Source organism: Candidatus Pedobacter colombiensis (genome assembly GCA_029202485.1).
Classification (GTDB): domain Bacteria; phylum Bacteroidota; class Bacteroidia; order Sphingobacteriales; family Sphingobacteriaceae; genus Pedobacter; species Pedobacter colombiensis.
Map to the genome: position 1 here is coordinate 715,708 of CP119313.1, position 13,977 is coordinate 729,684.

Here is a 13,977-nt window from a genome sequence, read left to right on the forward strand (position 1 = left end):
GTAGAAAATTAGTTTTCAACAATACTTATCTTTGCTGCTTACCATGAACGAAAACATTACACCATACCAATCTCAAGATGCTACTAAGAAAGAACAAGTAGCCACAATGTTTAATAATATATCAGGGACTTATGATTTTTTAAATCATTTTCTTTCGCTGGGGATTGATATTTTATGGAGAAAAAAAGCCATTAAGGAGCTTAAAGCTATAAAACCTCGGATTATGCTTGATGTGGCTACAGGAACAGGCGATTTTGCTTTTGAAGCCATTAATATCTTGAAACCCGAAAAAATAATAGGGGTAGATATATCTGAAGGGATGTTAAATGTTGCAAGAAAAAAGATTAGTGAGCGGAATCTGCAACATATTTTCTCGGTTCAAATGGGAGATTCAGAAGGTTTGCATTTCCCGGATGATCATTTTGACGCCATAACCGTAGCCTTTGGTGTAAGGAATTATCAGAACCTGGAAAAAGGACTTGCCGACATGTATAGAGTGTTAAAGCCGGAAGGAAAAATTGTGATTCTGGAGTTTTCTAAACCTAGAGCATTTCCAATAAAACAAGGCTATAATTTCTATGCGCAACAGGTTCTTCCTTTTTTTGGCAAGGTTTTTTCTAAAGATAGGCGCGCCTATACTTATTTGCCGGAATCTGTAGCTGCATTTCCGGATGGAGCGGATTTTATTAAATTAATGGATAAGGTAGGTTTTAAAAAGAGTAAAGATATTCGTTTGACTTTTGGAATAAGTGCAATATATACAGGTGTTAAATAAAATTAGACCATTTCTGCTGTTTTTGTGCTGCTTAGCTGTAAATACGGTTCATGCTCAGAATTGGGGTGGAGGGGTAGATGATGATAACCTGCATTTTGGCTTTACATTTCAATATCTGGCCTCAGAGTTTAAGATCCTAAAAAAGGATACCTGGCAACAGCCGTTTATTAATCCTGAAACCGGAATGCCGGTGTCGCGAACTCTAAGAGCAATCTCATCAGTATCCTCTCCAGGCTTTGGAATTGGATTTGTCGTGAACAAACGCTTGGGTGAAAATGCTGATTTAAGACTTACACCAACACTCGTCTTTAACGACCGCCTGGCTTATTATGATTTTGAAGGGGAGGAAACCCCAATGGAAAGAAAGGTGCAATCTACTATGATCGACCTGCCACTTGGGATTAAAATAAAATCAGATAGAAGAAATAATTTCAGGGCTTATGTCCTGGGCGGGGCAAAGTATTCAATGGATATCGCATCTAAAAAAAGAAACAATGATGCGCCAAATGCACCGATGGACAAATTCTTAAAGAATGTAAAGAATTTTTTGTCTTATGAAGCCGGCTTTGGGTGCGATCTGTATTTTGAATATTTTAAGATGTCACCAGAGATAAAGCTTTCCTATTCTTTGAATAATATTTTGAAAAATGATCCAAGTCCCTATTCGGCACCTATCGATAGGCTAATGTTACGTCATGTTACTTTCAGTTTATTTTTTGAGTAACGTACAACATCAAAAACAAGCATGAGCTAATGAAAAAAATTATAGCTTTGCCCAAGGAAATTAAAATTAAGGTTGTTCAGACCATTAATAGCTAACTTAATTATTCAATATAGTATCTTTATGGTGGTTTCGAACAATGGAACCTATTTGAGTATTTAAGAATAGTTACGAATGAAACCATGCTAACGAAAAAACTTATTGAGATGAAAACGGCATTAATTACGGGAGCAACATCGGGCATAGGAGCCGCATGTGCACATTTATTCGCAGCTCAAGGTTATAATTTAATATTAATAGCCAGAAGAGAGGAACTATTGACTGAGATAGGGAAGCATCTGGAAGATAAATATGCAATCGAAGTAAAAAGGATCGTAGCAGATATCAGGGATTATGAAAACCTGTCTTATCATTTGGAAACCTTACCGGCGCAATGGAAAAAGGTAGATGTATTGATCAACAATGCAGGGCTGAGCCAAGGTTTAGACCCTATTCATAAAGGAAGCATTACAGATTGGGATACGATGATTGATACCAATATCAAGGGTTTGCTTTATTCCACTAAAATTGTATCCAATTGGATGGTTAACGAAAAAAGTGGACATATCATTAATATAGGTTCCATTGCGGGAAAGGAAGTTTATCCCAACGGCAATGTATATTGTGCAACAAAACATGCTGTTGATGCCTTGAGTAAAAGCATGCGAATAGATTTGTTAACTTATGGTATAAAAGTTACTGCAATTCAGCCCGGGATGGTAGAAACAGAATTTTCTAAAGTCCGCTTTAAAGGTGACGAAGGCAGAGCCAAAAAAGTGTATGATGGTCTGGAACCATTGGTCGCTAATGATATAGCCGAAGCGATCTGGTTTGTAGTAAGCAGACCCCCACATGTAAATATCAATGATATGCTGATTATGCCGACAGCACAGGCAACAGGTACTATAATAGATAGGAAATAAACGGAAATACAATGATATCAAATACAATAGACCAGGAAATAAAACAAGCCATGCTGGCTAAGGATCAGGCTAGGTTAAGAGGTTTAAGAGCTATAAAAGCGGCCCTGTTATTGGCAAAAACTGAAAAAGGAACAGCTGAGGAAATTACGGAAGAAACCGAACTTAAACTTTTGCAAAAGCTGGTTAAACAAAGAAAGGAATCTGCTGATATTTACAAGCAACAAGGTAGGGAAGATTTAAGTATCGTTGAAGAAGAAGAAATAGCAGTAATCAGTGGGTTTATGCCTAAGCAACTAGACGAGGCAGAAATTGAACAGATCATTATAAAGATAATTAAAGATTCGGGCGCAGCTTCTGTTAAAGATATGGGCAAGGTGATGGGATTGGCAAATAAAGAGCTGGCTGGCAAGGCTGATGGTAAACTTATTGCAGAGCTTGTGAAAAAGCAATTGGCATAAATTGTGCTGCACAATTACATGTATTGTGTTATTTTCAATAAATTAATATATTTAATTACATTAAATTAATTTTACTCTACTAACTTAGTAGCAATAATTATTACATAAAATATATATGACATACGAAGTAATAGACGAAGGTGGGTTTAAATATATAGAAGCCGGAAAAGGTGAAACCCTGGTATTACTTCATGGTTTAATGGGAGAGCTGAGCAATTGGGAGCCGGTAATTGATCATTTTAAAGACAATTATCACATCCTGGTGCCAATTTTGCCAATTTATGAACTTCCAATTTTAACTCTTGGTGTGAGAAGTTTGTCTAAATACGTAAATAAGTTTTTAAAACATAAAAAAGTTAACCAGGTTGTTTTAATAGGCAACTCACTTGGTGGGCATGTTGGGCTTGTATTTACACTGGCGCATCAGGAAAGTGTAAAAGCACTTGTACTTACAGGTAGTTCAGGTTTATATGAAAATGCTTTTGGAGGTTCTTTTCCAAGGAGAGAAAGCTATGATTACATTCGTGAGAAAGTAGAATTCACTTTTTACGATCCGGTTACAGCTACCGACTCATTGGTTGATGAAGTTTATAAGACTGTAAATGATCGCTCAAGGGTAATTCGTATTCTAGCGCTGGCAAAGTCTGCAATAAGACATAACATGTCTAAAGATCTTTCCAGAATCACTATCCCTGTTTCTTTGATCTGGGGAAAACAAGATAAAGTAACACCTCCGGAAGTAGCAGAAGAATTTCATGAACTTTTGCCAAACTCTGAATTGAACTGGGTTGATAAATGTGGACATGCCCCAATGATGGAACGCCCAGCTATTTTTAATGAATATCTAGGTACATTTTTAAATAGAATTTTACTTAAATAATGCTGGCATCTGAACTCATATCGTATTCAATCCCTCCTCTAAAGCCATCTGATACCGTTCAGAAGTCTTTAGATCGGATGACTGAGTTCAAACTGTCTCATATGCCAATTGTAAATGAATCCCAATTTCTGGGGTTGTTGGCAGAAGATGAATTAATTGAAGTTAGGGATGTAAATTCACTTATCGGCAGTCTTTCCTTATCCCTTTTAAATCCATTTGTATACGAAGATACGCATGTTTATGATGTGATCAGGATGCTAACACAGCTCAATCTTTCAGCAGTACCGGTGCTTGATTATAAGAAAAATTACCTGGGGTTGATATCAGTAAATACCCTTTTAAGCTATGCAGCGGATATTTTCGCCGTAAAAGAAACGGGGGGGATTATTGTTTTGGAAATAAGCAATAGGAATAATTCCCTGGCGCACATGGCTCAAATAGTGGAGGCCGACAATGCACAAATTCTATCTTCCTATGTACAGGCCTTTCCTGACTCTACCAAGCTGGAAGTAACATTGAAAATTAATAAAACAGAATTGTCCGGGATTATTGCTTCTTTCGAAAGGTACAACTACCAGGTAAAAGCAGTGTTTAATAGTACCAAGGCGGATGATGGGACGGAAGACAGGTTTAATTCATTCATGAATTACCTGAACGTATAAATGCCGTTAAAAAATAAAGATTACAAAATCGATGCTAAATGAAGATTGCAATTTACGGTAGGGAATTCAATAATAGTGTGTTACCTTATGTTCAGGAAGTGTTTAACGTTCTTGATCAGTATAAAACACCTATTCTTGTTTATAAAAAATACCTTGATTTTATACAGGATAAAATTAAACTACCGGAGCATATCACAGCTTTTACACAGCATACAGAGCTTGTTGGGCATACTGATGTATTGATCAGTTTGGGGGGCGATGGAACTTTGCTGGATACCCTTTCTTTAGTTCGGGATTCAGGAATCCCGGTAATCGGAATTAACTTTGGTAGGCTTGGTTTTCTCGCCAGTATCAATAAAGATGAAATTAAGAAAGCAATTGAAGCTTTAAAGAATAAAGAATATTCCTTAGATAAACGAACGCTGCTTAGTTTAGCATCTACTTATAACTTGTTTGGAGAAGAAAACTTTGCATTGAATGACATCACCATTCACCGAAGAGATAATTCAGCGATGATGATCATTCATGCTTACATGAACAATGAATTTGTGAACTCATACTGGGCTGATGGGTTAATTATTGCAACACCAACAGGGTCCACAGCTTACTCTTTGAGTTGTGGTGGACCAATCATTTATCCAAGTTCGCAAAACTTTGTCATTACCCCGATAGCACCACATAATTTAAATGTGAGGCCGGTAATTGTTCCTGATGATGTTTCTTTAACCTTTGAGGTAGAAGCCAGAAGTGCTAAATTTCTGGTATCTTGCGATTCGAGAACGGAAACAGTAGACAGATCGGTAAAACTTACACTCAACAAAGCGAAATTTCATGTAAATTTGATCAGGCTTAACAATGAAAGCTATCTGACAACGTTAAGAAATAAACTCCTTTGGGGTATAGATACCCGTAATTACTAATATGCAATATATCCGGCCGCTTGTATATCTTTTTATTTTTTTTTTCGGAATATTAAGTGCCCACGCCCAAACTTTTGAATTAGGATTAGTAGGAGGGGGCGCCGGTTATATGGGGGATCTCAATCCAGATAAACCTTTAAAAATTAGTGGTATTTCTGTTGGAGGATATGCCAAGATTAACATTGATCCATATTGGGCTGTAGGACTCCATTATACCTATGGAAAAATTAGAGGCAATGATGCCGAATCAGATAATAGTCAGTTTAGAGATCGGAATCTAAATTTCAAGACCCCATTAAATGAAGTCAGTCTGCAAGTTGATTTTAACTTCTTGAATTACTTTGCGGGTGGCGGCACCAAAAGATTCACACCTTATATCTTTACAGGCGTAGGAGGCGTGTTTTATAGTCCAAAGGCTGTGTATGATAATAAAGAGTATAATTTAAGATTTTATCAAACCGAAGGGCAAGATGAAGCTTATAAATCCTATGCTTTAAGTATACCGTATGGGGTAGGTATTAAGCTGCGGCTAAAAGACCGTTGGGGCATGTTTTCACAGATTGGATACAGGACAGCTTATACCGATTATCTGGATGATGTAAGTGGCAAATATCCTGATCCAAATGTCTGGAAAAATGATGCTTATTTAGCTGAACGTAAGTTTCTTTCCGATCCTTCGCTTAGTCAATATGGTGCTCCAGGTATACAAAGAGGTGATTTTAGAAAAAGAGATACATATATGTTTGTAGGTATTGGCATATCTTATACCTTTGTGTCCCAAAAATGTTATACATTTTAAGCATATTTGCGGAAAATAAATGGGATTTAAAGAACAAATAGATATCACACGCTTGCCTGAACACATTGCCATCATCATGGATGGTAACGGTAGATGGGCTAAAAATCAAGGTAAATTCAGGGCTTTTGGCCATGAAAGTGGAGTGTTGTCGGTAAAAGACATCGTAGAAGGCTGTGTAGATATAGGCATCAAATACCTGACGGTTTATGCTTTTTCGACTGAAAACTGGAACAGACCTATAGATGAAGTTAACGCTTTAATGGAATTGCTTATCTCTACCATCAATCAGGAAACACAGACGCTTACCAAAAATAACATCAGACTCAATGCAATAGGAGATATTGCTTCGCTTCCTCAAAAATGTATTGATGATTTAAAAAGCGCGATGGATAAGACAGCGAACAATACCCGCTGTACCTTAACACTAGCCTTGAGTTATAGTGCTAAATGGGAAATTATCGAAGCTGCAAAGAAACTTGCAAAGCTGGTAAAAGAGGAAGAAATAAATATTGAAGATATTAACGAAGAGCAGTTTTCAGCTCAATTGACTACGTTAAATATGCCCGATCCGGAATTGATGATCAGAACCAGTGGTGAACACAGGGTGAGTAATTTTCTATTGTGGCAGATGGCCTATACAGAGTTATATTTTACGGATACGCTGTGGCCTGACTTTAGACAAGAAGACCTTTTTGAAGCTATTGTAGACTACCAAAAGCGCGAGCGCCGCTTTGGTAAAATTAGTGAACAACTTAACTAATTTTACTTTTAACACTTTTTAACATGTGTTTAAATTAACTTAGCATCGATTTTTAGATTGTAAATGAAAAGAATATACCAACTTATATTATTGTTGTTGATTGGTTTACCAACAATGGCACAGATTACCCGTCCTCAGTCCAATCCTGCAGCTCCTTCTTTAAAAGTTAAAGGGTTAGAACTGGATTATTTCAATCCTAAAGAGTATATCATTGGAGGTACCACTTTAACAGGTACACAATACCTGGATAAAGATGTAATCATTACACTTTCAAAACTGATCAAGGGCGAGAGAATCGTGCTTCCTGGTGAGGCAACTGCAAATGCAATCAAAAATCTTTGGGCTCAGGGCTTATTTGATGATGTTCAGTTGGATATCGTTAAAATCGTTGAAGATACTGTATATTTCGATATTGAAGTTGTTGAACGTCCCCGTTTAGCTTCTTTCGAATTTATAGGGATTAGCAAGTCGCAAAAGACGGATATTCTCGAAAAACTTAATGAGAAACCTGGTAAGGCTATTATCAATGATAATTTGTACAGTAGTACGACCGCAACCATTAAGAAGTTTTTACTGGGAAAGGGGTACTTCTTTACCAATGTTGAATACAAAACTAAACCCGATCCTAGTCAGGACAATAGCGTTGTGCTACAGGTAATTATTGATAAGGGTAGAAAAGTTAAAGTCCATAACATCAACTTTACAGGAAATAAGGACTTCTCGTCCGCTAAGCTGCGTAAGTATCTAAAGAAAACCAAGCAACAGGCATTTTATAAAGTATTCGGTTCCGGAAAGTTCAATAAAGAAAAATACGAAGAGGATAAGGTTAAGCTGATTGCTAAACTGCATGACAAAGGTTACCGCGATGCCACAATTTTGAGAGACAGTATTTATCAATACAGCCCTAAAGCGGTAGGTATTAATATCGACCTGTTTGAAGGACCTAAGTATTATTTCGGTAATATCACATGGGTAGGTAATGCAAAATATACTACTGATTATTTGCAAAGAGCACTAGGTATCGAAAAAGGTGAGGTATTTAGTGAAGAAAAATTAGAGAAAAAATTAAGAGGAAGTGCTAACGGGGATGATGTATCTAGTATTTACCTGAATGATGGTTATTTGACCTTTAACGTAGATCCGGTTCAAACAAAGATCTATGGTGATACAGTTGAAGTGGAAATGAGGATTTATGAAGGACCTCAGTATACCAACAACAGAATTACAGTAGTTGGAAATACAATCACGAATGACCGTGTAGTTTTACGTGATATCCGTACAAAACCGGGAGAGAAATTCTCAAAGGATTTATTGATCAGAAGTGTTCGTGAGATCGGCCAGCTAGGTAACTTTGATGAGTCGAAAACAAACCCTGTCCCTAAGCCAAATCCTGCTGATGGAACGGTAGATATTGAGTACCACGTAGAAGAGAAACCTTCTGACCAGATCGAACTTTCAGGTGGTTTTGGTGGTGGTAACATCATCGGTACTTTAGGTTTAACATTCAACAACTTCTCGTTAAGGAACCTGTTTAACTTAAGTGCTTATAAACCTTTGCCAAAAGGAGACGGACAAAAATTAAGTTTACGTGGACAAACAAATGGTAAGTACTATCAGTCTTATAGCTTCTCTTTCTCTGAACCTTGGTTAGGTGGTAAAAAACCAATCAGCTTTGGACTTAGTGCATTTACATCATTACAGTCTAACGGGGGTACGAATATTTATGGACAATCGTTATCACCTTCGGATCCCAATTATTCGAAGATCCGCTTAAATGGTGTTACTGTAAGCTTAGGAAGAAGATTAAACTTCCCGGATAACTACTTCCAGTTAACTTATGCTGCTAACGCACAACAGTACATATTGAACAACTATGGTGGATTCTTATTCAGCACAGGAACTTCATATAACTTTAACTTAACACAGGAACTAAGCAGGGATTCAAGAGACTCCCCAATTTTCCCTCAAAGTGGTTCTTACTTTAAATTTACAGTTCAGGCAACTCCTCCTTATTCATTGTTGAATAATGTGAACTATGCTACTGCATCAGATAAGCAACGTTATAAATTCACAGAGTACCACAAATGGAAATTTGAATCGCAATGGTTCCAAAGGTTAGCAGGAAAGTTTGTTGTGAAAGCACAAGCACAGTTTGGTTTCCTTGGTGAATATAACAGTGCCGTTGGTCAGTCTGCTTTCGAAAGGTTTAAATTGGGTGGAGACGGTATGCAAGGTTTCGACTTCTTGCAAGGTTCAGAATTGATCGCTATGCGTGGGTATGCCAATAACTCAGTAATACCGGTAGGATCGAATCCTAATATTGCACAGCAATCAGGTAGTCCAATCTTCTCAAAGTATGTAATGGAGCTAAGATATCCTGTAATTGCAAGTCAGCAGGCAACAGCATTTATAGTAGCTTTTGCTGAAGGGGGAAATACCTGGAACTCGTTCTCTGAATTTAATCCGTTTAATGTTAGACGCTCTGCAGGTTTTGGTGCAAAAATATTTTTACCGATATTTGGATTACTAGGAATTGACTGGGGTTATGGATTTGATAAAATCCCTGGATCACCTGATGCTAATAAAGGACAGTTCCACTTTAGTATTGCCCAACAACTTGGAGGATTTAATTAAAAATATGAATTGAGATCAGGATAGGTTTGTTGGGTGAAGCCTGGCAAACCTATCTTAATTTCAGGTCCTTAAGTTGGTAAAGACAACTTTAAGACAATTGAAGCGTTAAATACCATTGAAAAATAAACACATACTAATGAAAAAGTATTTTTTAATTTGCATCTTGCTGTTTGTAAGCTTTGGTGCATTTGCACAAAGGTTTGCGTATGTTGATACAGAGTATATTCTGAAGCATTTGCCGGATTATAAGTCATCATTAAATCAGTTGAATGTTTTGTCGCAACAATGGCAAAAACAAGTAGACAATAACTTTGTCGAAATTGATAAAATGTATAAAGCTTATCAGGCAGATCAGGTATTACTGACAGAAGATATGCGCAAAAGAAGAGAGAATGACATTATTGAAAAGGAGAAACAGGCTAAAGAATTTCAGCGTAAAATATTTGCTCCGGAAGGAGAGCTATTTCAGGCCCGGACTAAATTACTAAGCCCGATTCAAAATAGCGTAACAAAGGCCGTGGCCGAGATAGCCAAAGTTAAATTGTTGGATTTCATCTTTGATAAAAGTAGTGAAGCAACAATGATGATTTATGCCAGCAGCGCTTATGATGTCAGCAATGACGTAATTAGAAAGCTAGGATATAAACCGGAATCAGAGATTAAATAGAGAGATATTAAACATAAATTAAAAACAATTATTAAGACAAATAGAATGAGAAAGTTAATCAATGCATTTTTTTTAGCAGCGGGGTTATTGTTTACTGCTAACATTGCAAATGCACAACAAAAACTTGCACACTTAAACTCTGCAACAATTATCGAAGCAATGCCAGAGGTTAAAACTGCACGCACAACATTAGAAAATCTTCAGAAAGCTAAGCAGACTGAAATTGAAAAGATGATTACTGAATATCAATCAAAGCTTAAAGCTGCTCAAGACAAAGAAAAAACAATGAGTGAGGCTAACAAAGAAGTAGTTGGTAAAGAATTGCAAACTATGGGTGCTGAACTTCAGGATTTAGAAAAACGTATTACTGATGCCAGAACTAAAGCGCAACAAGAATTAGAAGCTAAAAATGCTGAATTGTTTAATCCTATTCAAGTAAAAGCTGATAATGCAATTAAGGCGGTAGCTAAAGAAAAAGGTTATGCTTATGTATTTGATACTGCAAACCAGGCTTTAATTTACTGGGATGGTGGTGAGGATATCACTGCTTTAGTAAGAACTAAATTAGGTATCGGAGCAGCTCCAACTACTGCACCTAAAAAATAGGTTAGCATAAACAAAATATTTAAATTGCGGGACTGAGTCATAAAACTCAGTCCCGTTTTTTTTACAATGAAAAGTAAACAAGCTATCGGTATTTTTGATTCAGGTTACGGTGGACTTACCGTATTTAAATCTATTGTCAAAAAACTACCTCAATATAATTATATCTACCTTGGTGATAATGCCCGTACTCCATACGGAGATCATTCTTTTGAAACTATTTATCAATATACGCTAGAATGTGTGGAGTGGTTATTCGCACAGGGCTGTCCATTGGTTATCCTGGCCTGTAATACAGCTTCAGCAAAAGCATTACGTTCTATACAACAAAATGTACTTCCATTTAAATATCCTAACCATCGGGTACTTGGTGTAATCAGACCTACGGCCGAGATTGTAGGTGATTTTACAGAGACCAAAAGAATAGGCGTAATGGGGACCAGGGGGACAATTAATTCTGAGTCGTATTTGATGGAAATTAATAAGTTTTTCCCCGAAATAAAAGTTACTCAGCAGAGCTGCCCAATGTGGGTGCCATTGATTGAAAATGATGAACACATGCACGAAGGAGCTGATTATTTTGTAAAGAAATACGTCGATCTGCTACTGGATAAGGATGATGAAATTGATTGCATCGTTTTAGCCTGTACACATTATCCTTTGCTCATTCCTAAAATAAAAGCGGCAATACCTGGACATATTAATTTGCTGGGACAGGATGATATTGTAGCCGACAGTCTAGCCCTTTATCTCGGAAAGCATCCTGAAATTGAAGAAAAGATTTCAAAAGAAAGCCATAGCCGATTTTTTACTTCCGGAGACCCACAATCTTTTGATGCCAGTGCATCCATTTTTTTCGGGAAGGAAATTGTTTCAAGCCATGCATCCCTGCGTTAAATGATACAGTAAAATAGATTTTTAATTTTTAGGCTTTGCTTTAAAGAATGGAAGTTGTTGAACGTCAGATTGATAAATCCTAAAGGATTGACGCTGCTTTCGATAAAATTTACATGTCATTGACTTGCATAAAATAGGAAAAAGGTCCTGTTTTTAATATTGTAGAAGGATAGAAATGCCTGTTTAATTGGTTTTTAAGCCTGTTTTTCTTTTTTAACCCATAAAGTCACCTGAAATTTTCTTTATATTTCTTTCTAGGTTCTAATTATTATTAACGGTAAATTTGCGGCTCAAACAACACACACGAATGAGTGACTCGATAAAACATGAATGCGGAATTGCCTTTATCCGCCTTTTAAAACCGCTCTCATACTACCAGGAAAAATACGGTACTGCTCTTTACGGACTCAACAAGCTTTATCTTTTGATGGAAAAACAGCACAACCGTGGACAGGATGGAGCTGGGATTGCAACAATTAAACTGGATGTTAAGCCCGGAAACCGTTACATCAGTAGATATCGGTCAATGGCTCAGAACGCAGTAGCCGATATATTTGGGCATGTTCAGGGCAAGTTTGTGGATATTCAGAATGAAACCCCTGAATTGATGCAAGATGCAGAATGGTTAAAGCACAATGTGAGTTTTATTGGAGAGGTTTTACTTGGCCATTTAAGGTATGGTACTCACGGTAAAAATAGTATTGAAAATTGCCACCCTTTTTTACGTCAGAACAATTGGATGACCAGAAACCTGGTTCTTGCTGGTAACTTCAACATGACCAATGTTGATGAGCTACTAGAGCAATTGTACGAATTAGGGCAGCATCCAAAAGAAAAAGCAGATACAGTTACTGTTCTTGAGAAGATAGGCCACTTTTTGGATGACGAAAATCAATTGTTGTTTGATGAATATAAAAAAGAAGGGTTAGATAACGTAGAGATCACACATAAGATATCTCAGAACCTTGACATCGCTAAAATTCTGAGGAGATCGGCCAAGAATTGGGATGGTGGTTACGCTATTTCCGGTATTGTGGGGAATGGTGATGCCTTTGTACTTCGTGATCCTTCAGGTATACGTCCAGCGTATTATTACGCAGATGACGAGATTGTTGTTGCAGCATCTGAAAGACCTGCAATTCAAACAGCCTTCAATATTCAGTTTAAAAATGTAAAGGAAATAGAGCCGGGATGCGCACTTATCGTCAAAAAAGACGGTACGGTAACACAAGAGGTATTCAGAGAACCGGAAGAAAAAAGAGCCTGTTCATTCGAACGCATTTATTTCTCAAGAGGTAGCGATGCTGAAATCTATAAAGAAAGAAAACACCTGGGCGCGTTGTTATGCGACCAAATCCTGAAAGCAGTGAATGCTGATTTGAAAAATACAGTATTCTCATTTATACCAAATACAGCCGAGGTATCATTTTATGGAATGGTTGACGGCCTGCATGGGTACATCAGAGATTTTCAAAAGGATGCCTTACTACACCGCAAAGATATATTAGACGATGCAGCACTTAATGAGTTGCTTTCTATGCGTCCACGAGTAGAAAAACTGGCTATCAAAGATGTAAAACTGAGAACCTTTATTACGCAGGATGCCGACAGAGGGGATATGGTTGCGCATGTTTACGATACCACTTATGGGGTGATCAAAAATCATACAGATACTTTGGTTGCAGTTGATGATTCAATTGTAAGAGGTACAACCTTAAAGCAAAGCATCATTAAGATTATTGACAGACTCCATCCTAAAAAGATCATTATTGTTTCTTCTGCTCCTCAAATCCGTTATCCGGATTGTTATGGTATTGACATGTCGAAAATGGGACAATTTGTCGCATTTGAAGCTGCAATTCAATTGCTAAAGGAAAGAGGAATGGAAAATGTAATTGAAGAAGTTTATCAAAAATGTAAAGCTTCCCTATTGTTACCTAAAGGCAAAATTGTAAATCACGTTAAGGATATTTACAGACCTTTTACGCAGGAGGAAATCTCTGCTCAGATTACTAAGATCATTACTCCGGCCGGTACCAATGCCGAAGTAGAAGTAATCTATCAGACCTTAGAAAACTTACATATAGCTTGCCCTAATCACACCGGCGATTGGTATTTCTCTGGTAACTATCCAACCCCGGGTGGTAACAAAGTAGTTAACAAAGCTTTTGTAAACTGGAAAGAAGGTAATAACCAAAGAGCTTACTAGATTAGGCAAATATAAAGAAGAAGCCCTGTT

At 37.2% G+C, this 13,977-nt stretch carries 14 protein-coding genes; all 14 read left to right on the forward strand.

The features are described 5' to 3' along the window. Window positions 1–43: 43 nt before the first annotated feature. The 14 genes from ubiE to P0Y49_03115 all read left to right on the forward strand — a co-directional run bounded on the left by ubiE (window position 44) and on the right by P0Y49_03115 (window position 13,947). Complete coding sequence (ubiE, locus tag P0Y49_03050) at window positions 44–775, forward strand: bifunctional demethylmenaquinone methyltransferase/2-methoxy-6-polyprenyl-1,4-benzoquinol methylase UbiE (GenBank protein WEK20125.1); 732 nt, start codon at window positions 44–46, stop codon at window positions 773–775. After that, entirely contained in the window at window positions 765–1,499 is a 735-nt protein-coding gene (locus P0Y49_03055) for an outer membrane beta-barrel protein (GenBank protein WEK20126.1), read from the forward strand. Before ubiE ends, P0Y49_03055 begins: the two co-directional genes overlap by 11 nt. Window positions 1,500–1,702: 203 nt before the next feature. Further along, window positions 1,703–2,458, forward strand: a complete 756-nt coding sequence (locus P0Y49_03060; protein WEK20127.1) for an SDR family NAD(P)-dependent oxidoreductase — start codon at window positions 1,703–1,705, stop codon at window positions 2,456–2,458. Window positions 2,459–2,469: 11 nt separating this feature from the next. Then, entirely contained in the window at window positions 2,470–2,916 is a 447-nt protein-coding gene (locus P0Y49_03065) for a GatB/YqeY domain-containing protein (GenBank protein WEK20128.1), read from the forward strand. 115 nt (window positions 2,917–3,031) lie between these two features. Then, window positions 3,032–3,796 carry an alpha/beta hydrolase gene (locus tag P0Y49_03070; protein ID WEK20129.1) on the forward strand — a complete coding sequence of 255 codons (765 nt, stop codon included), beginning with the start codon at window positions 3,032–3,034 and terminating at the stop codon, window positions 3,794–3,796. Next, window positions 3,796–4,458: a CBS domain-containing protein gene (locus tag P0Y49_03075; protein ID WEK20130.1), complete on the forward strand. Its 663-nt coding sequence runs from the start codon at window positions 3,796–3,798 to the stop codon at window positions 4,456–4,458. The genes P0Y49_03070 and P0Y49_03075 overlap by 1 nt, the downstream gene beginning before the upstream one ends. A 38-nt stretch (window positions 4,459–4,496) precedes the next feature. Further along, window positions 4,497–5,378, forward strand: a complete 882-nt coding sequence (locus P0Y49_03080; GenBank protein ID WEK20131.1) for an NAD kinase — start codon at window positions 4,497–4,499, stop codon at window positions 5,376–5,378. A gap of 1 nt (window position 5,379) precedes the next feature. Continuing rightward, window positions 5,380–6,177 (forward strand): DUF6089 family protein, encoded by a 798-nt coding sequence (locus tag P0Y49_03085; protein WEK20132.1) that lies wholly within the window; start codon window positions 5,380–5,382, stop codon window positions 6,175–6,177. 19 nt (window positions 6,178–6,196) lie between these two features. Continuing rightward, the gene (locus P0Y49_03090) at window positions 6,197–6,937 is read left to right on the forward strand and encodes an isoprenyl transferase (GenBank protein ID WEK20133.1); all 741 of its coding nucleotides are present in this window, start codon (window positions 6,197–6,199) and stop codon (window positions 6,935–6,937) included. A 63-nt stretch (window positions 6,938–7,000) separates the two neighbouring features. Continuing rightward, on the forward strand, window positions 7,001–9,571 hold the full coding sequence (locus tag P0Y49_03095; protein WEK20134.1) for a POTRA domain-containing protein: 2,571 nt from the start codon (window positions 7,001–7,003) through the stop codon (window positions 9,569–9,571). Window positions 9,572–9,707: 136 nt separating this feature from the next. Continuing rightward, a complete protein-coding gene (locus P0Y49_03100; protein ID WEK20135.1) occupies window positions 9,708–10,238 on the forward strand; it encodes an OmpH family outer membrane protein in 531 nt (176 codons plus the stop codon). Window positions 10,239–10,283: 45 nt separating this feature from the next. Then, window positions 10,284–10,844 (forward strand): OmpH family outer membrane protein, encoded by a 561-nt coding sequence (locus P0Y49_03105; GenBank protein WEK20136.1) that lies wholly within the window; start codon window positions 10,284–10,286, stop codon window positions 10,842–10,844. Window positions 10,845–10,910: 66 nt separating this feature from the next. Beyond that, the gene (gene murI / locus P0Y49_03110; protein WEK20137.1) at window positions 10,911–11,738 is read left to right on the forward strand and encodes a glutamate racemase; all 828 of its coding nucleotides are present in this window, start codon (window positions 10,911–10,913) and stop codon (window positions 11,736–11,738) included. A gap of 307 nt (window positions 11,739–12,045) precedes the next feature. Then, window positions 12,046–13,947 (forward strand): class II glutamine amidotransferase, encoded by a 1,902-nt coding sequence (locus P0Y49_03115; protein ID WEK20138.1) that lies wholly within the window; start codon window positions 12,046–12,048, stop codon window positions 13,945–13,947. Window positions 13,948–13,977 lie beyond the last annotated feature (30 nt).

Bases quoted from the DNA above. Each gene is read 5' to 3' on its own strand.
- ubiE (WEK20125.1), top strand. From the start codon at position 44: ATGAACGAAAACATTACACCATACCAATCTCAAGATGCTACTAAGAAA.
- P0Y49_03060 (WEK20127.1), top strand. From the start codon at position 1,703: ATGAAAACGGCATTAATTACGGGAGCAACATCGGGCATAGGAGCCGCA.
- P0Y49_03065 (WEK20128.1), top strand. From the start codon at position 2,470: ATGATATCAAATACAATAGACCAGGAAATAAAACAAGCCATGCTGGCT.
- P0Y49_03070 (WEK20129.1), top strand. From the start codon at position 3,032: ATGACATACGAAGTAATAGACGAAGGTGGGTTTAAATATATAGAAGCC.
- P0Y49_03075 (WEK20130.1), top strand. From the start codon at position 3,796: ATGCTGGCATCTGAACTCATATCGTATTCAATCCCTCCTCTAAAGCCA.
- P0Y49_03080 (WEK20131.1), top strand. From the start codon at position 4,497: ATGAAGATTGCAATTTACGGTAGGGAATTCAATAATAGTGTGTTACCT.
- P0Y49_03085 (WEK20132.1), top strand. From the start codon at position 5,380: ATGCAATATATCCGGCCGCTTGTATATCTTTTTATTTTTTTTTTCGGA.
- P0Y49_03090 (WEK20133.1), top strand. From the start codon at position 6,197: ATGGGATTTAAAGAACAAATAGATATCACACGCTTGCCTGAACACATT.
- P0Y49_03095 (WEK20134.1), top strand. From the start codon at position 7,001: ATGAAAAGAATATACCAACTTATATTATTGTTGTTGATTGGTTTACCA.
- P0Y49_03100 (WEK20135.1), top strand. From the start codon at position 9,708: ATGAAAAAGTATTTTTTAATTTGCATCTTGCTGTTTGTAAGCTTTGGT.
- P0Y49_03105 (WEK20136.1), top strand. From the start codon at position 10,284: ATGAGAAAGTTAATCAATGCATTTTTTTTAGCAGCGGGGTTATTGTTT.
- murI (WEK20137.1), top strand. From the start codon at position 10,911: ATGAAAAGTAAACAAGCTATCGGTATTTTTGATTCAGGTTACGGTGGA.
- P0Y49_03115 (WEK20138.1), top strand. From the start codon at position 12,046: ATGAGTGACTCGATAAAACATGAATGCGGAATTGCCTTTATCCGCCTT.